Source organism: Paenibacillus aceris, from assembly GCF_017874035.1.
Classification (GTDB): Bacteria; Bacillota; Bacilli; order Paenibacillales; family NBRC-103111; genus Paenibacillus_E; species Paenibacillus_E aceris.
Window position 1 is genome coordinate 122,837 of record NZ_JAGGKV010000004.1, and the last position, 24,081, is coordinate 146,917.

Annotated in this window: 6 protein-coding genes; all 6 read right to left on the minus strand. The window is 49.2% G+C overall.

The features are described from left to right. Nucleotides 1–529: 529 nt before the first annotated feature. On the minus strand, nucleotides 530–3,709 hold the full coding sequence (locus J2Z65_RS09770) for a beta-N-acetylglucosaminidase domain-containing protein (RefSeq protein ID WP_167053210.1): 3,180 nt from the start codon (nucleotides 3,707–3,709) through the stop codon (nucleotides 530–532). 115 nt (nucleotides 3,710–3,824) lie between these two features. Beyond that, on the minus strand, nucleotides 3,825–7,889 hold the full coding sequence (locus J2Z65_RS09775; RefSeq protein ID WP_167053208.1) for an alpha-L-fucosidase: 4,065 nt from the start codon (nucleotides 7,887–7,889) through the stop codon (nucleotides 3,825–3,827). A gap of 262 nt (nucleotides 7,890–8,151) precedes the next feature. Next, the gene (locus tag J2Z65_RS09780; RefSeq protein ID WP_167053206.1) at nucleotides 8,152–11,712 is read right to left on the minus strand and encodes a cohesin domain-containing protein; all 3,561 of its coding nucleotides are present in this window, start codon (nucleotides 11,710–11,712) and stop codon (nucleotides 8,152–8,154) included. 62 nt (nucleotides 11,713–11,774) lie between these two features. After that, nucleotides 11,775–15,038 carry a family 20 glycosylhydrolase gene (locus J2Z65_RS09785; protein WP_167053204.1) on the minus strand — a complete coding sequence of 1,088 codons (3,264 nt, stop codon included), beginning with the start codon at nucleotides 15,036–15,038 and terminating at the stop codon, nucleotides 11,775–11,777. A gap of 93 nt (nucleotides 15,039–15,131) precedes the next feature. After that, nucleotides 15,132–20,036, minus strand: coding sequence for an alpha-N-acetylglucosaminidase TIM-barrel domain-containing protein (locus tag J2Z65_RS09790; RefSeq protein WP_209855833.1), 4,905 nt, complete (start codon nucleotides 20,034–20,036; stop codon nucleotides 15,132–15,134). A gap of 69 nt (nucleotides 20,037–20,105) precedes the next feature. Beyond that, nucleotides 20,106–24,065 (minus strand): family 20 glycosylhydrolase, encoded by a 3,960-nt coding sequence (locus J2Z65_RS09795; protein ID WP_209855836.1) that lies wholly within the window; start codon nucleotides 24,063–24,065, stop codon nucleotides 20,106–20,108. Between the last annotated feature and the right edge of the window lie 16 nt (nucleotides 24,066–24,081).

Sequence of the window (24,081 nt, forward strand, 5' to 3'; positions counted from 1 at the left end):
TGATCTTATTCGAGAGAATGATAATTGACAATACATTCGACAAAGGTTCCTACAATATGTATTTTTTCGGCTTTTTATTCTCGAATCAGTAAGACTATGGAATCATTTTTTATATTTTTTTTGTAAAAAGAAGGCTATCTCCTAGCGATTTTCAGATATACACTGATCCCAAATATGGATGCCCCGCCGTAAATAAGAGAACTCCATTCCCTTATTTAAGCAAATAGCGGAATTTCGTAGGTTGGAGTGGAACTACAGGGCCTTATTTCACCTCCATCGTCCAACTATGAGTAAAAATGACGAAATAGCGGACCCTCGTTCCCTCTCCCTCACGCAAAGGGATCTTTTGGGCAAAATAGCGGCCTGTAGTTCCCCTATACTTCGTCATCCTTTTAGGACGAGCGCGTTTGCCAAGGTAGATGCGAAGCAAAAGTATAAAACTTATACTTTCTTATCAACCAAAAAAAGGCACGAACTTAACAAAAAGCATGTAAGTCCGTGCCATTAATAGAAGCGTTCTAATCTGCCATTACTCGATGATTTTCGTCGCAATCGCAGCCAAATCGAAGATGTCGATGACGTTGTCACCATTGACGTCGGCTTTCTTCGCTTGTTCCCAATTCGGACTGCTTGAGGTTGCGCCGTAGAAGGATGCCACGATCGCAAGATCCCCAATGCTCACTTTCCCATCGCTGTTTATATCACCCAAATCTCGCGTGATGACTGAAGCTTTAAAGGTATCGAACGCATGTTGCAAGGCAGCGACTGCAGCAGCCACTTGTTCTTGTGTAGCATTGCCATTGTTCGCCACGAGTTTAGCCGCATCGATTGCTGCTTGTAGCAGCTGTTTCGCTCCACCCGGATACTGGCCGATTTCCGTGCCTTCTATGGCCGCATCGTGTGCCGTTTGAGCTTCACGAACAAGATTATTCAAATCCGACTTATCAACAGGAGGAAGCGTGATTTGTATGCCTATTGCAGATGATGCCAGTTTTGTTTCCATTCCCTGACTATCGCCCAAAGTCATATCGGAAACAGTGATCAGCCCTTCCATCGCTTGCGTCACATGTTTCGCTTTGAAAGTGAGTTTCAGCAGCTGCGCGCTGCCCGTAACGCCATGTGCGGCGCCTTCGCTTGCCGTAATCAGACGAACTTTACCGGTTGGATTTTTCACAGTTCCCAGCAAATGAATTCCGTCCTGAATGGTATCCGCTGAGACGAATTCCATTGCGTTCGTATCGTATTCTAGTGAGATGTCCTGCGCATATACGCTTTGCGTCACATGATCCAGCCCGAGTTGAAGCGTAAAAGGTTCTCCTGTCTGAACGGTATCTTCTCCCCCCAATACGACAGCAGGGTCCTTGGGTATCGCCTCGGATGTTACTTTGAATTCTCTGACAATGACCCAGAAATTTTGCGTGTCTGTTACCCTGATGCGAACGAATCGTGCCTTTTGGCTGTCAACCGCAACATTGATCTCGGATTGCTCTTCCAAAGTGGCAAGCGGCGTCCAATTCGCTCCGTCTACGGAATATTCAAGTATGCCGTGATGAATATAATCGGACAGACTTCCGGACTTGCCCATGGATACCTGTACGTTGGTTACTTTACGCACTTCATTTAAGTCCACACCTAACACGTCGCCTACAGCCGGATTACTATTGCTCCAGAAATAGGTATTGAGATTACCGTCAAGCATTTTGTTAGGCGTATTCGTTTGGTACGTCCCCATTGTCGTAATCGGGAAAGGAGTTGCGGGAACAACGCCTAGCCAATTGTCATTTTCCCGGATAGCGCGTGTGAAGAAGTCTTCAAAGACTTGATTCCCCTTGACTTGGGTAATGACACTGATCTGCTTTATTAGAGTATCCAGCGCCGTTCTGTGCGCTGCCGCCTGCTGCTTATTGTTGCGCTTCTGGGAAAGCAGCATTTGAGCGGCTTCTACGCCTGCTTTTCCATACAATTCGTCCTTATTCAAATAAAGGTTAGTCTCGGAGATAAAGTTCGCATTCCCTAATGTGCTGCGCAAAATGCCAGGAGTTTGCTGCAGCTTCGTGAATTCGGAAACTAATTGGTTCACTGTATCTGTTATATTTCCACTGCCCGTAAATACCGTCCAAAGGTTATCGATTAGCGGACGCAAAGTTAGCGATTCCTTGGCATTTAAAGGCGACGAATAGTGATTCTCGGCAAATGTTTTTAACGCTTCTGCAGCCGAACCGCCTAGTCTCTTTATGCTAAGCTGCCAAGCGCTATCAGGATCATATGCTTGTGGGTTCCACAAATAATCCGCAATGGAGAACAGTGCAATTTTTGAGGCTTCCGCTTCATTCATCGGATTCGCTGTTAGGCCGATAATGCCATGGTCGGCTAATCCGGCATCCCGGTTATACAGCGGACCTAAGTAGATTTTATCCCGTGCGTAATCATTAACCGGGTAATTATCCCAGATCAACAGATCGTGTTTATAAATTGCTTTGGCTTTATCGGCGTCCGATACGGAAATGCCTGCAGGCACGACTGCCGGCCCCGTCCATTGTACGATAATGCTCGGATCAACAAGCGCGGAAAAACGGTTGATATACGTCGTTGTCGTAATGTTGGCGTAATCCGTCGGAACTGTGATCAAGCGGTGAGCTCCCGGATGAGTGTCGATAAATTCTGTTTTGAACCGATTGAGCAGAAAAGCTTGCGCAGCCGCCGGCGGGTTGGCATCGCTGTTAAACTTGGTTCTGTCAGCATTGCAAGTCAATGTTTTATTAATATCGTCGAGGAATAACGCATAAGAACGTACGCCTTTATCCCACATCACTTGCGCTTTTGCCGTCAAAGCTTGGAAATCCGCATTGTCCGAAAAGCACACAGTGTTACCCGGAGAAATGGCGAATACGAACTCCACATGCTCCTGCTTCGCTTTGTCGATTAACTCAGCAATCTGGGCCACTTTATCGGCCGGATAAGGATCACGCCACTTATCCCGGTGATACGGATCATCCTTCGGAGCATAGATGTACATATTCATTTTCTGCTCCCCGTAAAATGCCAGCTGACTGAGACGGTCTTCATGCGACCATGGATCGCCGTAGAAACCTTCAATGGATCCGCGCCAACTCATCTTCGGCCAATCTCTGACCGCAAGTCCTGGGATCGAATAGCTGGAATCTTTAGAAGTAATGACCTGACGCAGTGTTTGGGCCGCATAGAAAGTGCCGGTTTGATTTTTACCTGCGAGAACGATGTTTTTGTGACCCGTTTGATCAATCCCTGACGCCAGCACGTATCCATCGTCTTGCAAATCTTCCGGTCCTGTCGTACCCAAACTTTGCAGGACGGAGCCCGAAGCCATATTCTCTGAAGGCCCGCCAACCCAGACGTTTACTTGAGCATCAGGAACGGCGCTGTTATCATTTGCGCGCTTGATGTTCTGAACCCCCGCATTCCGCAAAATGATTTCTACGGCTTGAACGGCTGCCAAATCGGTGCCGCTGCCTGTTATGAGACCTACTTCCGCAGGGATGGCGAAACCTTGCCCCCTCGCTGTAACTGATTGCGGGATAGGGGAAATGGCAGGAATACTGCTAACAGGTTCAGTCTCCGCCGCTTGCGAAAGCGGTACACTGAACACAGGAACGGCAATGGCAGCTGCAAGGAACAAAGTTGTTGTCTTTCTCCATAGGCCATCATTGAAAGTCGTTTTTATTAAATTCATATGCAACCACCTTTTCAATGAAATTGGTATTCCTTGCGTTGTTCCTCCTACAGTCAAAACCAATCATTGGAGCGAGCTTAGAGAAAAACTCCCTAAGCTCACGCCATGCAGCAGCTTATTGCATAATTTGATTCGCGATAGCCGCAAGATCGTTAATGTCAATTACGTTATCGTGGGTTACATCTGCCTGTTTGACTTCATTCCAGTCAGGACTTGAGGCGTTTTTGCCATAGTTAGCCGCAGCAAAGCCTAGATCCCCGATACTCACTTTGCCATCCCCGTTCACATCGCCTACGGTACCTTGAATGACCAAGGATTTAAACGTATTGAGCGCCGATTGCAATACGGCCACAGCCGCATTCACTTGCTCTTGCGTTACGGAAGCATTGTTCACTACGGACCGGGCAGCATCGATAGCCGCCTGAAGCGCCTCTTTCGATCCAGCTGGATATTGACCGGCCAAAGTGCCCTCGACAGCTCCATCGTGAATGGTTTGCGATTCATTAATCAACGTATTCAGCTGCGTTAAATCCACATTTCCAATGATGATCAATGCTTTGAATGCATCGAACGCGGCTTGCAATACAGCAGCAGCGGAAATCACTTCAGCTTGCGTCGCAGCCTCATTGCCCGCAACCAAACGAGCAGCGTGGATAGCCGACTGAAGGGCCTGCTTGGATCCGACCGGATATTGACCGGCCAAATTGCCTTCCACAGCTCCATCGTGAGCCGCTTGCACCTCCTGAATCAAAGTATTCAGAGCTGCTGTATCCACTACAGCACGAACGGTTACGCCTTGTTCCGCTCCGACTGCAGCAATTTCTTGACCAGCTGCATCTGCAAGGATGACACCCGATACAGTCAACTTGCTTTCAGCTGACGGCGCACTCGACTTCGCTTTCCAGTTCAATTGCACAAGATCGCCGTCTTGCTTAACCGAATGATCACCGCCCAAACTTGCTAGAATGATGCGCACTTTGCCAGGTGAAGGGTTGCTCGTTTGTATCACTTCGACATCACTCGGCTTCAGTGAAACGGCCGAAACAAATTCAAATGCCCTTGCGTCATAATCAATCGTGAAATCCTGCGCATAAACGCCTTGCGTCATGTTCCCCGACACACCGTTTAATCCGTAATTCAAAACAAACGGCTTACCTTGATCTACGGAGTCGTCACCGCTAAGATCGGCAAACGGTTGGTTGGCCGGTACAGAGCGATAAAGACCGAACTCCGCCAAATGTACAGGTCCTCGCGAACCAAGAATTCGCACGCGGAACTCCTGACCGGTGACAGGGGTTGGCATTTTGAAAATCTGCTTGTACCCGATGACGGATGCCGTGACAATAGGGCTCCAAGTGCCATCGGAACTGCGGACATCAACCGTATAAGATTCTACTTGCTGTCCATAGTTGATGTCCTCCTGCAGGACGACTTTATCGATTGTCGTTGGCTGACCTAGTTTAAAAGTTACGCTGCTAGGCTGCTTTGAAGCCGAAGTCCAGGAAGTATCATAAGAGCCATCGTTCGCTTGCTTGGGATCTGAATCGGAAGCACCATTGTCTGCCGACACCTCAGCACCCGCTGCGAGATTCATGGAGAACTCGCGTTTCAATTGCTTTTGCCAGTCCGCCAATCTGACGACATCTTCATCAGGCAGCTTCCCGCTTTTATCTGGCGGGATGTTCAGTAAGAGCACAGCGTTGCGACCAACGTTATTTATATACAGATCGCGCAGTTGACTAACCGATTTCGGATGCTGATCGGCATGGAAGAACCAGCCCGACCGGATGCTCACATCAGATTCAGCTGGAAACCAGGTTAGATACTCCATCCCGTTTGCAGCTCCGCTTGCCAGTGCCGCACGGCTCCCAAGATCTGGGGACGAATAGCTTGGGCTGTAGGTCAAGCTTCCATTCGGAGTCGTTTTCGCTGCGAGAACACTCCACTCGTTCGTACGGGCGGAGCCCGACTCATTGCCTACCCAGCGGACATCCGTTCCCGACACCGCTGTTACGGCATGCGGCGCAAGCGAACGGATTAGCGAGTAATAGCTGTCCCAGTCATAATTTTCTACTTTCCCAGCAGGAATACGGCCTTGTGAACCGTCAAACCACACTTCGTCGATGGCGCCATACTCGGTTAGCACCTCGTACAACTGGTTTAAAAATATCGCCCCGTAGTCTGTTGCTTGCAAATGAAAGCTAGGCATATCCGTTTTCCCTGTCCGGTCGTCTCCAGGGACTAACGTAGGAATGGTCCGCTCGCTGCGTGAGCTGCCATTGGCATAAATGCCTTTGGCATAGGCGTTTTCATCGGCAGGCGATAAGTATACACCGGCTTTAATGCCATATTTGTGCATAGAGGTTACGAATTCGCGCAGTACATCTCCTGTACCATTGCGCCATGAACTGCTTGCCACATCATGATCCGTATACCGCGACGGATAGAGCAGGAAGCCGTCATGATGCTTAACGGTCAGTATAGCCATTTTGAAGCCTCCGGCTTTCAGCGATCGCGCCCATTGGTCTGTGTCCAGTCCTGTCGGCTGGAACACGTTCGGATTCTCGTCGCCTGTCCCCCACTCCTGACCTGTGAACGTATTCACGCCAAAATGCAGAAAAGCAGTCTGCTCGTACCGCTGCCAATCCACCTGCCGCTGGTCTGGACGAACAAGCGACGCTTTCTCGGCCAGAACTGCGGCACACTCGTTGGCTTTAATTGGAATACGCACACCTGGCTGCAAACCTTCCGGCAGCGTGCACGGACCGCCAAGCAGCCCCATCAAGTCGGCCTTAAAAGCCCCCTCGACTGTACCCACAGCCGCACCATAGACTTCGCCGGTCATGCTTGCCGCTGCTGTGCCTCCAGCATCTCCGGCAAAAATGACATTCGTGCGGTCTGCGTTCGGCTTAGCCGTTAACGCAATGGTTTGGCCAAGCTGCTGCTGGCCTGACCAAAGGCTGACGGCTGCAGTTCCATCACTCCGATCATCGTAATACAAGCCAAGATGCACATATTCGCCGATAAATTTACCGGACATATCGACTGTCGCTTTGGACTGGCCATTCACCAATACTTCAAGAGACTCCCCGGTTGCTGAACGCTTCAATGTTACAGCTCCTGCCACATCCATGATGACCGAGCCCGGCCGAATCGCGGAAGGGGCAGCGAGAATTTCCGTTACCAAATCCGCTGCGAGTTTACCTCCGCTTACAAGTGAGACTGTAGGAGTAAACTGGATGCGAGATCCGGCACCGCTCATGTTTAGTCGGCCAAGTCCTGCAATCTGAGCGCCGTTTACTTCCAGTTGCCCTTGAAGAAGCTCATCTTGCGCAGGGGTATACGTTGTATTCGATAGGCTGCCCAACCCTTGCAGAGATAAGCTTCTCTTCACGCTGGATAAGCTCATTAGCTTCAGCAGCGACGGGTCAAAGGTTCCAGAATAGCCGGTAATCACCGCGCGAGAAATCGATCCTTTAAAGCCCCTGCTGAGCGCGGACGGGTGAACATCGTTGCCGAATCCGATCTCTCCTTTTGGCGCGCTTGCGCGGGCTGCCTTTCCGAGTGTAGACGTGACGGTCGGAAGCGCTTTGCCGTCAAGAAAAGCCTGCAGCACCGCTCCATTTCCAGCAGGCTCGTATGCGAGGGCAATCACATGGTCCTGATCAGCAGCAGGCGCTGGAACGGTCCCCTTCACCGTTTCCGAAGCAGCGCCGTTACTAGCATAAAATCCGTATTCAAGCGTTGATGCGGATTGATATCGCACCCACATGTTCCCGCCGATTGCGATAATGGGACTCAGCGCAGTTTGTGAAGTTGCCGCCTTCGGCTTGAATTTTGCTTCGATGAGAAGCGGTTTATCATTGGTCACTGTGCCGAAGGAGACGGTTGGCGTGTAGTCAATACCGTCAGTTCCTCCATTTAGAATCACGCCTTGCCCTGCTGTGATGGACTCCGTGCCCGTACGCCTGGCAAGCGCACCGTCTATCACTTCCCCTGTGGAAGCCGTATAACCCTTCGCGCTTGTGAACGAGCCTCCAAAACCAACGTCGAGCAGCTCTTGACCAGTCGTCGAAGCAGCTTGCACCGATCCTTCTGGAAGAACGATGGCATGTATCATCGAAACGAATAGCGAACAAGATAAAAATACTTGAACGAACTTCTTACTTCTGTTCCTCAATGGGCTTCCTCCTTGAGTTGTAATGAGGATAGAGGAGCGCAGCTCCCCTAACTCTCTTATTGTTGCTCCTATGATTGCTCTTCCAATCTTCGACGATATTCGATACATTATGTATCCCAACCGACATATAGAGTCACTTTGCCTGGACACTCCCCCCCGCGCATCTTGATAATTAAATTGTATAGGGTATTCAACTAGATAATAATTGAATTTTTTACGTTAAAAGTCGATTATTCTAATATCTTTTAAAAAAAAGTAATCATTAGTCTATTATTTTACTGGCAATCGCCGCCAAGTCGCTGATGTCGATGATTCCGTCATTGTTGATATCCGCCGCCTTCACCTGCTGCCAGTTCGGACTAACCGATGTTTCGCCATAATGTGCTGCTGCATACCCTAAATCACCAATGCTTACTTTGTTGTCTCCGTTCACATCTCCCGGAATTCCAACAGGTACAGGCGTGACCTGGACCGTGATCGAAGAAGTATCCGCGTTCCATTCAACTCCTTTGTCATCAGCCAGCGTAGCTTCCGCGACTGTAATCAGACCCGCTGCCGCTTGGAGCACATTTTTCGCTTTAAAGACGATTTCAGCGAATTCTGAGGTGCCGGTAACAGCATTTCCTCCCCCTTGGCTTGCTATGATAACGCGGAGATCACCTGCTTGATCCTTGGATTGAACGATACTTATCCCGTTTTTCGTTGATTTCATCGTGACATATGCCATGGCATTGGCATCATATTTCAGCTTGATGTCCTGCCCATAGACGCTTTGCGTCACGTTCTTTAACCCAAAACGGACCGTGAATTCACTGCCAGCAACAACGGAGTTGGCACCGCTGAGCGTAGTTCCTGAAACGGCTGGAACAGCACTGTCCGCCCCGCGATTGTGGGTAACCGCTGAGATGGGATTGCCCCAGAAATCTTTACCGCCATTATTGTCCATTAGTGCCCCGCTGCCGATGGCCGGCGAGTCCGGCTGCAGCTTATAGCCGTCTAGCGAGTTTATCGCTGAGCCGCTTCCTGGGTTCACAAATAAAGGATCCGCTATCAGCATAGCAGCATCCGGAATAACATTAGCAGCAGGTGCATTGTTGCCGAAGAACAAGTTGTGATCGTAGGTCCAGCTTGCTTTTTTGGTATATTTGCCAGTTCCTTTGTTATAGAAAATATTATTGCTTAACGCCGCCTGTGTCGCTCCGCCTTGCGAGACCAACAGATTGGTATTCAGGCCTTCTCCTACATAAAAAACATTATTGTAAATCTTCACGTTATACACATTGCCCGCACCACAGACCGTAAAAATCTGATATTTATCATTTTGGCTGATGTTATAACGGAAAATGCCGTCATAGACGCCACCCGCCCTGCCGTCCGAGCACAATAGCAGTGTGCCTCCGTCGTTATCGTGGCTGTAGTTATACTGGTAGATAACCCCTTTGGACCCATGATCGAAATCAAAGGGCATGCCGTCTCTTGTGGAAAACCCGCCGCTTACTTCATTGTATTGATAGAGGGTACGATCACCATCCCATGTCCACATGCCTGCGTTATAGCCTGCAGATGTTTTGTTGTAACCATGCAAAGTGTTATGTTCAACAAGAGCCTCGTCCGTCATATGCGGAGCGATACCGTCACCGCCGATATTCGTTAGCTTATTCCCCCGAATCACCACCCCGGTTATCGGTGTCCAAGGGGTCGAAGCGCTATTCCCGTATCCGATATTGTCGCCTAACATCGTTCGGCTTTTCCAATCGGTCCAAGTAATAATGCCGGTACGCGATACATTCTCAATGCTATTATTCTCGATCACAACATCATCGAAGGTCGTTCTACGGTGTACAGAACCTGGCGCTGGAATGGCATTGCCATCCATACCGGATATTTTGACACTTACCTGGATACCTGCACTGCCGTTTGCATCTTTATTGTCCTGACCGTTAACATCATGAACATATAAATCGTGCAGATGGATATGGCGAAGAGTAGACACAAGGTTCAAATCGTTCGTCTCTCCTGCTCCAAAATCCTCTGCAGATATCAGAACGCCTCGACGGGCTGCCGTTGCTGGAACTGGCGAGTAATTGGTTATCTCTAGATCGCCGATATCCCAATATTGCTGGTTGTATAAGTAAACGGTGCTTTCTATGCCTCCACCTTGAATGAGCGGCTTCTTGCCCTCGCCATACATTCCGATCGCGATCACTCGGTCTTCCACTCCGGATCCTAACGGATGAAGCTGTCCGTTCCAAATGCCGCCCGCTTTAAATAAAATTTGATCGCCCGGCAAAAATGTAACGCCGTTAATTTTACCCAGCGTTTTCCAGGCAGAATCGGGGCTTTCCCCATCATTCGTATCATTTCCGAATTCACTATCTATGTAATAGCTGGTGTCTATTGCTGATGATTTGATGATAAACGGTTCTGCAACGGTTGGATTGCCCTTGTAAGTTACAGAGACGGTGACGGATTGCGGTTGATCTGTTTTGGCAATCGGGTTCGTAAGGAGCGTCACCCGTCTTAATTCGGGAGCATACTCGAAACCGACGATGTTCAAATGCATAGGCTGCGCAGTCATATTGGACGTATATTCAACCTTAAAATCTTGAATTTTGGGAGCAGCCGTCGGTTGTTTATCTAGCAGCACATACACTTTGCCATTGGATGCCGTTATGCTCTGCACGTTTGCAGTCACCTCGGGCGCGCCCGATGCTTCAACTAGAAACGAGCCGGTAGCCGTGGATCCCCGATATAGAACATTGAACGTGATCGTTTGTTGAACCGGCAATTGCTCTATAGGTGCAAAATGGAATGACACCCTTTTACCGCTTCGGTCATACCCAAAATCAGTAATCGTCAATGAATGGGCTGTTGGGTCAATATCGGTAAAATAAGCAGCTGCAAAATCGGATGCGACGGGGTCTGCCGTAGGCTCGGCGTCCAGCGAGATTGTCGCGAGTCCGTTCGTCAAGCTCAGTGACTGAATATCCGCAAATGTCGTCGCAGAAGAGGATGCGGCCACTTTGACAGACTGGAAAGCCACGATTTTATTCGCTTTATCGACTTCAACTACATTTACGTATTCCCCGTTGTTTCTTGCAATTTCATCGCCTGCTACAAGAAGATGATTGTAACCGGCCGGCTTGTTCTGGCCTTCAGCAGGCGCTTTGTCCCCTGATACTCGGGTATGATCGTCCGAATAGTAATAATCGTTGCCGGTTGCCGTTACGACTTTCTTTGTTAACTTCAGCGCGTCGCCATAAATAGCGGTAGGTGTTGCATTTTTCCAAAAGAACGGTCTCATACTCACAATATTCGAAGGTGCTCTGAATGACATGGATTTCTTCGTGTACTCCGTTTCGGTATACGCGAGGTCCTTCGTCCCGCCTGAATTGAATTCGACCGAAATCCACGCTGGACTTGTACCTCCTTCGGTCTTGCCCCAAGCTTCAAACGTATATAACGCATTCGGGGTAACGCCATTTGTAAAATAATCATGTTTGGCACCGCCATTCGGCGCAGTTACCTTTAAAGCTTTGGTCCCACCGTTGACGGAATCGTTGAGGATGGAGAACTGCGTGCCGCTATAGCTGGTCCAGAGTGTGTTCCCTTGCTCAAAATCGCCGTTCACGATCAAATTCTCACTGTCAACCATGTCGAATGTTAACTTTACGGTATTGTTTGCTCCTGGCTCTTGATAGATTGCTTTGGACAATTCCTTCGTAGCTGTTACCGCCATATCCGCTTGAACGACCGGGATACCAGGCGTAAACGCTGTGACCATCAGGCAAATCATAAGGCTGCGTGATAAACATTTAATCATGATTTCCTCCTCTGAAAGGGTGAGCCTAGAGAGAAGCTCCCTAAGCTCACATCGAGCTTAACTTATTGAATAATCTTGCTCGCGATTGCCGCAAGATCGAGAATATCAATCACGTTATCATGGTTAATATCTGCGAGTTTGACTCGGTTCCAGTCCGGACTCGAGGCGTTTTTGCCATAGTTAGCGGCGGCAAAGCCAAGATCGCCTACACTCACTTTGCTGTCCCCGTTCACATCTCCCGGAATGCCAACAGGTACCGGCGTAACTTGGACGGTGATCGAAGATGCGTCCGCTTTCGTTTCGTTCCCTTGGTCATCCCCTAACGTTGCGTCTGCAACCGCAATGCGTCCATTTGCCGTTTCCTGCACATTCTTCGCCTTGAAGACGATGTCGGCAAATTCAGCTGTACCGGTAACGGCATGGCCAGCCCCTTGACTTGCTAGGATAACGCGGAGCGTTCCTGCTTGATCCTTGGACTGAACGATGCTAATCCCGTCTTGCGTTGACTTCGCCGAAACAAACTCCATGACATTGGCATCATAGTTCAGCTGGATGTCCTGCGCGTAGACGCTTTGCGTCACGTTCTTCAGTCCGAAACGGACCGTGAATTCGCTGCCTGCGACAGTGGAGTCTGCGCCGCTAAGGGTCGTTCCAGGTGCTGCCGGAACAACTGCTTCAACCGTAACTTGACTAACAGCCGTGAAATTGCCCTCGGCCGTAGTCGCCGTGATCTCCGCACTTCCCGCCTTAAGTCCCGTCACGACAGCTTTGCCGTTTCCGCCGTCTGCGACAGTCGCTATGGTTTCGTCGCTGCTCTTCCACGTCAAGTTCTTGTTCGTTGCATTGACCGGCGATACGACCGCTTCAATCTCGCCTGAATTTCCTGCACTTAGTTGCAATTGTGTCATGTTCATCTGCACGCCGGTGACGGCAATTTGATCGACAGGGACGATTTCCGCACGGTCAATAGTAAGCAGCGCACCTGTGGACTGGATATTTTTAGTTCCCGTTGTCCTGACCTTTATCGTATGTGGACCGGAACTCAGCATCGGAGAAACGAATAGATCGGCTCCGCTTTGACTTGCTGCAGCGTACAAATCAATCATTCGCTCGGCACCGCCATCGATGGAAATCGCTGCAATACCTTGGCCAGGCCCTTTCGTTCCGATCAAAATAATTTGCTTTCCGGTGAATTTCATCTGAAACTCATCATTCGCCGTTCCGCTAATGCTTTCATTTGCAATCGTCCAAGCACCTGAATAATTGAATTGATTGTTGCCCGAACCGACGGTATTATTTTCAACTACAGCGCGGTTCATGACTTCGGCACGTTCGAGAGAAAGAGAAAATCCGGTTGAAGCACTGTTCTTCCTGCCAGCTACTCTGACTTTGATTGTATGTTCGCCAAGCGGTAAGACCGGCGAGGTATACCAAGCAACCGTATTTTGCCGAGCAGATACATAGAGATCCGAGTCGACCTCACTGCCGCCATCCAAGGACACAGCCGCAATGCCATGTGCCGGAGCTTTCGCTCCTATTAACTTGATTTGCGTGCCAACAAATTTGATCTGAAAATATTCGTCGGTCAAACTGGTGTAACTATCCGATCCAACGATCCACCCGTCGCTTCCATTGCTTTTCGTGCCTATTTTTGAATAAAAAATCTGATTGACATCATTCCCCTTCACATCGTTTTTAATCGAAGTAACTCCCAGTGGATCCGTTGGAGCAGGATTGCTGACCGACGGCTCATCTCCAATTAGAGTTACCCGGTTGAAGAAATCGGCAACCTTGGCGGAACGAGGGCCTCCCCACATTCTTTCGGAGAGCACTTGGCGCGGTTTTCTGGAGGCATCTTCAAAATTAGATTCCGGAATGACGTATTCCCCTTCTCCAACTTCTACGCCTTTAAACGAGCTCCCGCTTTCATACCCAATCCTGCCATCCGGTGTCTTTACTTGATCCCAGTAGTCAGACCAGATCGAAATAAAATAACCCATAATATTCGGATGTGAAGCAGGATTCCAAGTTTCATACATCGATGTTGTATTCGGCAAAAGAGAGCGTCCTGCGGTTACATACAGTACGTTCCCCGGAGAAGCGTACACTTTATATCCCTCTCTGGCGAAATCAATCGCTTGCTTCGAGGAGCTGCCCTCATCACTCCAAACGGTAATGACGTTATCCGTATTTAAGCCGATGCTAGGATGATAGTCTTCAAATCCGTTCCAGTTCATCGGTGTTTTCCCGAGCTGCTTCACATGTTGGCTCATTTCATTAATAAACTCAATAAAGCTATCTCCGATTTTCGGCAAGCCGTTATTCGTTTTGTAAGTAACAAGCTCGGGACAAGCATTCATTTTTGCTTCGGTTTGAATTTCATCCGAGCCGATATGGAAATACGGTCCTTTAAACAAAGGAACAAACTCATCGAGCAACGATTTGATCCATGCGCGTGTTTCGCTTTTCGTATAATCGACCGTAAACTGAGGAATGCTCCAGCCCGTCGTATCTTTATCCATGGAAGAGCAGCTGAATTTCATCGCCGGGTTGAATTTGTTAAGGATCGCCGCATGACCGGGCATTTCTAATTCCGGTATGATCAGAACGTGATAACGGTCAGCGATTTCAGTCAGCCTTTGGATGTCTGCTCTGCTATAGGATTTTGGCGAAGCTAAACCCGGATACGTTTCACTTTGCAAGCGGAATCCGTTCCATTCGCTAAAATGAATTTGAAACGTATTCATCTTATTCCAAGCCAGCCGTTTGATCGTATCCTCCAGATAGGTCATCGAATAATATCTGCGGCCGACATCAAGCATAATGCCACGCTGCGCATACTGCGGATAATCGCGGGCTATCCCTTGAGGCATATAGGATCGCGCAGCGTCCTGCTGTAAGATTTGCAGCACAGTCCGAGTTCCGTAAAATACGCCGCCTGACGTATGCGCTTTAATAGAAACGAAAGCTGCCGCTTCCAGCACATACCCTTCATTGCCGATCCCTGTGTCGTCCGTGTTCAACGACAAGAAAAAGTCGCCTGCATTTGCGGTATTCGCGTTTACAATTGCCAATGCTTTTCCGGTAACTATCGTCAAGTCTTCTTTAAAAGCTGCCGCCGTATTCGCTAATTCTGCGCTGTATGAGGCATCTACAACGATTCGTGATGTATCTTTTAATTGAAATGCGCCTGTTCCCCCCGTCCATTCCCGCAAGCTCGGCACCACATTAGGAGCCGCGTTCGCTGCGTAAGATACAGAAGGCATTTGAAACAGTGAAAATAATAGAGAGACAATTATTAGCGCTAAAACTGATTTTCTTTTCAAAAAAGAATACCTCAATCGAATTCCCCCCGTTTCATCGTTCTCAACATTGAAAAATCAGGGAGGATGCCCGCTTACATCCCCCCTATTTACTTTTTATTGAATAATTTTGCTCGCTATGGCTGCAAGATCGCTTATGTCAATCTTGTTGTCATTGTTGATGTCTGCGCGTTTGACTTGATTCCAATCTGAACTTTGTGCATTCTTGCCATAGTTCGCCGCTGCAAAGCCCAGATCGCCGATGCTCACTTTGCCGTCGTTATTCACATCGCCAGGAATGCCTACCGGCACTGCCGTTACATCGATGCTGATCAACGAAGCGGACGCTTTCGTTTCAATGCCCTTGTCATCGCCGAGTGTAGCTTCTGTTACCGAGATCGTACCCGATGCTGCTTGCTCCAAGTTCTTTGCCTTGAAGACGATTTCGGCAATTTCAGCCGTACCTGTAACTGCATTGCCGGCTCCTTGGCTTGCGATGATAAGGCGAAGCGCCCCTGCGCGATCCTTCGATTGAACGATGCTAATGCCATTTTTCATTGACTTGGCCGAAACAAATTCCATGACGTTCGTATCATAGATCAGGTTGATGTCCTGACCGTACACGCTTTGCGTGACATCCTTCAGCCCGAAACGGACCGTGAATTCGCTGCCTGCGACAACGGAGTTCGTACCGCTAAGCGTAGTTTCAGGAGCTGCCGGAACAACCGTATCTACGGTTACTTTGCTCACCGCCGTAAAACTACCGTCTGCCGTAGTCACAGTGACATCCGCCTTACCAGCTTTGTGTGCCGTCACAATAGCTTTACCGTTTCCGCTATCAGCCACCGTCGCAACGGTTTCATCGCTGCTCGACCAAGTTACGTTCTTATTAGCGGCATCATTCGGCCATACAGATGAGGTAAGCTCCGCCGTCTCGCCCTCTTTCAAGGCAAGTGCCGGCTTGTCGAGTTGAACACCGGTTACACCTACTTTCATTGGATATCCGAATACAAGAAATTCTTGAAATGCAGTCCAATTCTGCCCAGGAGCTTGATCAAAAGTAATTCGCACATATCTTCCTTGCGTACTGTATGAGTGCGATTGCATTTGGCTCGTATCGGTATTGCTCATTTTATTCACAGCAGTTACCCATGTGGCGTTATCGTTGGAAACTTCAATTTTATATTTCCATACGACTTGCTTCTCGAAATGAATTTCACTGCCTGTCAATTCATAGATGTCGCCCAAATCGACAGCCCACCAGTTGCCGGCGCTTCCGCCATTCGCAACCCACATGGTCGTCAAATTGCCATCATTGCCATTGACTGCTGGTCTTTCCGTGCTTTTAGCGGTCGCCGGTTTGTTCAAAGCAAGATTAGCAGGCCGAGGCAGAATGGTAACTTGACTTGTTGCCTTATAGCCGCCGTCGATGCTCGTTACGGTGATGGTCGCCTTCCCCGCTTGCAGACCGGTTACAACCGCTTTGCCGCCATTAGTCTTTTGAACTTGTGCTACAGCCGAGTCACTCGTGGACCATGTTACATTTGGATTTAATGCGTTGCTCGGCAGCACAGCCACGGTAAGCTCCGAAGTTTGGCCTTCTGTCAGCGAGAGTGCTGTCTTGTCAAGTTGAATCTCGGTTACGAATGGACCTGCCTCCACAACTTTAACCTCCGCAGTAGCGATGAATCCGCCCTCTGCCGTTCTCGCAGTTATCGTCGTTGTCCCAACCGCTGCTGCTGTAACCGTTCCATTGCTATCAACTTTAGCTACTTCTTCTTTACTCGTCGACCAGACGACATTTTTGTTGCTCGCATTCAGTGGTGCAATGATTGCGTTTAACTTCGTAGATTTGTTAGTGTCCAAATTAAGCGTTACTTGCGGTTTATCCAGTGTAAGGCCGGTTACAGACACGCCTTGTGAATTTACTTCGAACCCTTCGAACTCAACAAATCCATTCAGCTGCGAAGTCACATTTACTGCGCTCATGAACAGACCAACATCCTGTTTCACTGCTGCTGATCCCAGGTTTGCCGTACCGATGGTCGTCCAGGCAGTTCCATCCGAGCTGCACGCTCCCGTGATTGTTGACCCCGTCCGAGCAAGCTTGACGTAAACTGGCGCAGTGAATCCCGCTTTGGATGACACCGACTCCAACTGGCCGTCTCCATTCTGGTCCCATGAAAATGCGCAGCCGTTGCCAGGCGTTACTGCAATGTTGACATAACCCGCAGATCCGTTCGTTGTTAAGTCGTTACGGGCTATAATACCCGCTCGCGCCCATCCCCACGTATTGTCCTGATGGACGACTCTGGTCGTAACCGTCGTATCCGTACTCAACGCATCATCCAGGAAAATTGTTCCGAAACCTTGTGTAGCGCCCCACAAGTCGGAACCGCCTCCATAAATTCCGAACGAGTTTCCAGCCTGAGCGAACTGTGAATTATTAAAAGAAACTGTCTTATAAGGTGCAGTGATGCCCTTGGAGGCAAGCAGGTTAATCGTACCTTTAGCGGTTTGCCCTGCTGTTTCATACCTATAAGCGGACTCAACCGATAGTGTATGGATTAGGCTGCTGACCGAAAATTCGTCTGCAGCAGTTACCTCAAACTTTACTGTGAACGTTTTTCCCGGGTTCACTTGCTCAGCTCTCGTAGCCGTCAGCGCCTTCACATTGAACGCTGGATTAGGCGCAATGGAAACGTTGACTTCCTTCGCTGGCAAGAAGCTGTTCTCGTTCTTCAACGTTGCCGTAATCGTAACTGTTGCGCCTGGCGCGATGGCGGTATTGTCAGCAGTCACCGTTATTCCCAAAGACGACGAATTGCTGATTTCGTCTAATACCTTTTGGGCCACCTGATGAATATCGCCCTGCGGTTCCGTAGGGAAAACATTCTGCTGCTTCGACCAAGCATCACCTATAGCGAACCAGTCAATCTGAGCCGGTTGTCTGCCTTCGGCAAGCGCTCCCTTTAACTCGTCAAAATAAGTTTTCCACCGCGTGTAGTAGTAGTCACCCACCAAGCCGCTCCATTCACGGTTGGCGTAATCATGCAGTCCGCCGGATGTGGATCCTGAGCGGTCTCCCCACACGGTAAGCAGCGACCTGGCATCAAACTCCAGTCTCGCGCGTTCTGCATCATTAGACGCAAACGATTTTGCTTTATCCAGCCACGGACCGAGCATCGTCTGTTTGTTCGTCGCTGTAACCTCTTCGATCAGCTCCATCCATTTCAACCACTTATCCGTAAGTGCAGTAAATTGCATTTTATCCTTAGCATCATAGGCTTGTTTAATTTGCGGTAGCAAAACACGGCTGTGATTGGACAGCACTTGACGTGTGATGTCCATCAGGTCATACCTGTAAGCACTGCTGCTGCGCAATTCCGGTTTAACATTAAGGATGGCGGGCAACGCAAGATCGAATGCCACTCCGTCATAGCGCATGCTCGCAGGCGACCATGTTGCTGCATTGCTTGCAGTTAAGCTGGGCTGTGCGCCGAACAACCCGTCTTGCGCTTCACTCCACTCACCGGCTGGCATATTGTAAGCCGTTTGGCGAAGTGTCTCCCACGCAGCCTTCGCGTTCTCGTCTCCACCGCCGTAGCGTCTTTCCGCCCATGTTCCAAACCAATTTGGCAGGTCAACCGGGCCCTGCTGCCATGCTATTTCGGTAAAGAAATCGAAGGCGACCGGATTGTTCTCGCTTCCCTCCGGCATCAGCGCGATACCGTTAAGTTTGCTTCCTGACTTAGCCTTCCATTGCCAGTACTTTGTATTCCAATCCGAGAGATTTGCCCCCATCGTGGTATGTCCGCCGAAGTTCCAAATCGAGCCAAACGCGTACGGAACACCTGGCCATGACTGCTCTCGGTTGAGATTGGAGTAACGATCCGATAAGCCATCGAGAATGAGCAATTTGGTTTTATCCAGCGGTGCCAGCAACGTCGAAGACGGGTTGGACTGCCAGCCAAGGATCGTCCAGATCGCGCCTGGGTGAGCTGCTTGAAGTGCCGTTTCCACTGCCTTCGACGCCGTACCGACTGGAACGTCGCCTGCGTTGCCTCCTTCATGCAGCAGGTCCATCTTAAACATCGTTGTATCGCCGAAACGCTTTGTTTGATTTCGGTAAAAGGCTTCGGCAATTTTCGGGAATAACGCATTTCGTGGATCAAGCCAGTCCGGGCGATTGAAGCCAACCCAAGTTCCCTGAGAAATTACGCGCCCTGTCGGATTCTTCTCCACAAACTTCGTCGGTACTGTGCCGAAGTAACCCGGAAACACAGGAGTCATCCCCAGTTCTCGAAGACGATCAGCTATTTTCTTACCGATAATAGCTCGTTCATTTACTAGATTTTCAGAATTGGGACCCGCGAAGCAGCACATATTCTGCAACAGCCACCAAGGCTGGTGGGCAGGTAATGTGATCCAATTACTCATCTCCTGGGCACTGTAACCGAATTCTTGAAACGTATCATAGTAAACGGCCTCCTGTCCCACTGTTACCAGCACTTCGTTAACTCCGTTCAAGGCGAGGACATCGATCATATGCTCCCAGTCCTGCCAATTCCGATAGGCGCCGGTATAGCCATCGTCGGTGTCGTTGAGCGCAAATCTGTGCGGAACGTTCGCTTGCTGCACAATTTCTTGCACCGGTAAAGGCAGCTGCTGCGGTAAATTTAACTGTTCGCCGTTCCAGTTGATATTCGCCTTCGCCACATATTTGAGATACCAGTTAAACCCAGTCAACAGAACAGCTGGACTTGTGCCCTGTATCTCGACAAGCCCATCCTTGCTTAAGATGTGGAAATTGTCGCCACTTGCGTCCCGGTTTACGGCCACCAGACGTACCTGCCCGTAGTGATTCGGCACAAGCCTTTTCAGCGTCTCGACAGCTGCTGCGGTATCGAACGGCGGGGACTCTGCCGCCGCAGCGGACACTGCTTCTGTCCATCGAATCCCGAGTGGAATCCCCATTGTTAACATGAGAAGCAATAACATGCTGGAAAATACTTTCCTCATCAAAGCACACCTCATTTCAACATTGAAAAATCAGGGAGGATGCCCGCTTACATCCCCCCTATTTACTTTTTATTGAATAATTTTGCTCGCTATGGCTGCTAGGTCGCTTATGTCAATCTTGTTGTCATTGTTGATGTCTGCGCGTTTGACTTGATTCCAATCTGAACTTTGTGCATTCTTGCCATAGTTCGCCGCTGCAAAGCCCAGATCGCCGATGCTCACTTTGCCGTCGTTATTCACATCGCCAGGAATGCCTACCGGCACTGCCGTTACATCGATGCTGATCAACGAAGCGGACGCTTTCGTTTCAATGCCCTTGTCATCGCCGAGTGTAGCTTCTGTTACCGAGATCGTACCCGATGCTGCTTGCTCCAAGTTCTTTGCCTTGAAGACGATTTCGGCAATTTCAGCCGTACCTGTAACTGCATTGCCGGCTCCTTGGCTTGCGATGATAAGGCGAAGCGCCCCTGCGCGATCCTTCGATTGAACGATGCTAATGCCATTTTTCATTGACTTGGCCGAAACAAATTCCATGACGTTCGTATCATAGATCAGGTTGATGTCCTGACCGTACACGCTTTGCGTGACATCCTTCAGCCCGAAACGGACCGTGAATTCGCTGCCTGCGACAACGGAGTTCGTACCGCTAAGCGTAGTTTCAGGAGCTGCCGGAACAACCGTATCTACGGTTACTTTGCTCACCGCCGTAAAACTACCGTCTGCCGTAGTCACAGTGACATCCGCCTTACCAGCTTTGTGTGCCGTCACAATAGCTTTACCGTTTCCGCTATCAGCCACCGTCGCAACGGTTTCATCGCTGCTCGACCAAGTTACAAGCTTATTGGTCGCATTATTCGGCTGTACCGTAGCCACAAGTTCAGCTGTCTCCCCTTCTTTCAACGTAAGAACCGGCTTATCCAGCTGAATACCGGTTACAACCGAATCCGGCACATTATTGCGATATTTAAAGTTGTCGTACTGAGCAACTGTAGGACCAAACACTCTAGCTCCCATCTTCCCTTCCACGTTCGGAATTGAGGCTAAGCTGCCTTCGTAATACTGTGTACCGTTCACAAACAAGGTCACTAGCGATCCTTCGAATTTGACTTTGACCGTTGAAGTGACGCCTTTACTTAGCTTAGCTGCCGTATTGTTCGTCAGCAGCCCGTAGCTGTCTTGTGCGTTCACCCAGTACCAACTGCCGTTATCGTAACCGACCGATGCCCAAGAATCTTTGTTCGTGTAGCGGAATATGACACCTGAGCGAATATTTCCGGTGTTTGTCGGCGTTACTTTAAATTCAATTTCACCGTCTTTGATGTCCGGTGAATTCTGATCAATAAAGACATTGCTCGTATTGTTAGCTGTCAACTGCAGCGCATACTGGCTAGCTTGAGACGAGTCACTAACAACCGCCATGCTGCCTGTTCCTGTCCCGATCACGTGCTGCCATCCGCCCAATTGATTAGTCTCAAATGTTTGCTCGTAGCGAATTGGAACCGGCTCAGGTACCGGAGTATCATTCGGATTCGGCTGATAAACTTCGAACTCGTACAAGGAATAGCCATACGTTCCAGCCCGTTTTATACCCTGCATTTTCACATAACGGGCATTTTCTGTAGGGAATTTAATGACTTCCGTGCCGCCGACGCCTGCGTTCGTGGTATAGGCATCTTTCCAAGTCTGCGCGTCGTTCGAAACTTGAATTTTATACCCTTTGGCGTATGCGGGTTCCCATTTCAGGATCACCTTGTTAAGGTCGTAGTTTTTGCCGAGATCCACGTAAATCCACTCGTTGTCGGTATATTTGGACGCCCAGCGGGAATTTTTCGACTCATCCTCATCAAAAGCCAGGTTTGCCGTTAAATAATTCACTTCCTCTGAAGAAGCCACTGCCGGCTGGCGTGCGGCAATGTTAATCGTCCACGGCGGCGAGCCAGCAGCAACCGCGATTTCTTTCCCTGTCAAAGCGCGATCTACGATTTTCAAATCATCCAGTGCTCCTTGGAAGGCTTGTGTTGCGCTACCTACGACAGCCGCTGGAAGCAGCGTCGTCTCCGTCAATTTATCCTTCAGTTCTCCGTCAATAAACAGCGATGTCCCGCTTAAATCTCCTTTCATAGCGACATGTACCCAACGTCCCGTCGGAATTGCCGTATTGAAGCTGAAATCAAAGCCCTCACGGGAGAAGCCGGCTTTGCCCGTTTCCTTCTGCTTTAATTTAATCGAAGCGTCTGCGGATTCGAGTAGAACCGCTTCCGGCTGCGTGCTGTCGGTCATATTTACCCAGGCCGAAACCGTCCACGGAAACCCCTTCGTCGTCAACCCAGTCGTGATGCGATCACTAGGATTGCTGAACACAGCCGCCTTGCCTGTCTTTCCGTTCGTCCACTGAACGCCACTTAAAGTACCGTTATAGCCGTTGCCGGAAAGATCACCGACCGATTGACCGCTACCTTCGTCAAACGGATAGCTGAGCACCGTTTCGGTCTGCGTTTTGACTTTATGCAACAAGTTCGTATTCGGCGCATCCCCGATCACACCGCTAGACTGACGAAATTGGTCATAGGTCGCATCGTTAGACTGACCTCTCCACATTTTCTCGGCCATTGTAGGCAGCGCGTCTTTTACGCGATCATGCACATCCATTGCGCTCACTTTTTTGCCAAGCATATCGTTCCATACCGCGAACATGCCGCCAAGCAAGTTTGGATTGTTGGCATTTAATTGCATGGAACCGCTGAAATACGTTGGCTCCCAGTTTTCATACAGCCACTTCGTGTTCAAATAGTCATAGTAATAACCCGCTTTAGGTACGATATATAGCAAGCCGTCCGTCGTGTTAATGATTTTACGGCCTTCATTGATCGCATCGATCGGATTTTGCCAGCCGTTGTTCCAGCCATTCAATGTAATATCGCTGTCCACCGGTGTTGTGCCCGGGAAGAATGTCAAACTGCCCCACATTCTTGCCGTCTTGCCTTTGCTTTTGAAAAAAGCATTGATCTCGTTTAAATACCGGCGGTACGCCTCCACAGTTGTTTTATCGTTCCGGTCAAATTCATCTCCTCCAAAGTGAATTTCTTTGGCATCAAACCAATTACCGTCCAAGTATTCGCTCCATACGTCTTTGACAAACTCAATCGCCTCCGGACGCGTAATGTCCAGATGGTCAACAGGAAGGCTGTCTTTTACCAAGTCAGGTCTCACTTTTGTGAAGGACAGCGCATGACTGGGCGTATCAAGCTCGGGAGTGATCGTCATCCCTCTGTCTTTGGCTAAATCCTGCAGCTCACGGAATTCCTGTTTCGTGTAATGTCCGTCTTTGGCTGTAAGTTCAGGATATTTGGTGCTTTCCAAACGGAAAGCCGAATATTTATCCCAATGCGTTCTGCTGTTGTCTTTAAAAATTTCATTATCATTCAAATGAATTTGAAAGTCGTTCATTTTGTACCAGGACATAAACTTCACGTAGTCCTTCAAAAAATCCATCGTAAAAAACTTGCGGCCTACATCGAGCATAAAACCGCGCTCTTTGTACTTGGGATAATCTTTCGCGATGCCTTTAACAATGCTCGACTTAGCCGTATCCTGCTGTAAGATTTGAAGTGCCGATCTTGTGCCGTAGAATACGCCGGTAGTCGTATTGGCGTGTATGTTAACCATATCGCCGACTTCAAAATAGTAACCTTCCGTTCCAATCGCATCATCGGTTTGCTCGTTCAAAGTTAGGAAGAAATCCCCCGTGGCTGGTGAATTCGATTGCACTATGGGAACATTACGACCCGTGATTTCCTTCAAGTCTTCTTGAAATACAGCGGCTGTGTTTTGCAAAGAGCTGGATGGCGGAATGACAATCCGTGAATGATCGTCCATTGTAAAAGTACCCGTATTCCCCGTCCACTCCTGCAGGCTGGGAATTACGGTTGGCTTCGGGTTAGGTCCCGCACCGGCAGCTTGAGCGGGTTGGATTGGCAGTGAAAATACAAGTAAAGCAAGCAGACAAACCGTACTTACCGTCTTTCTCATCTTTACACCTCTTCGA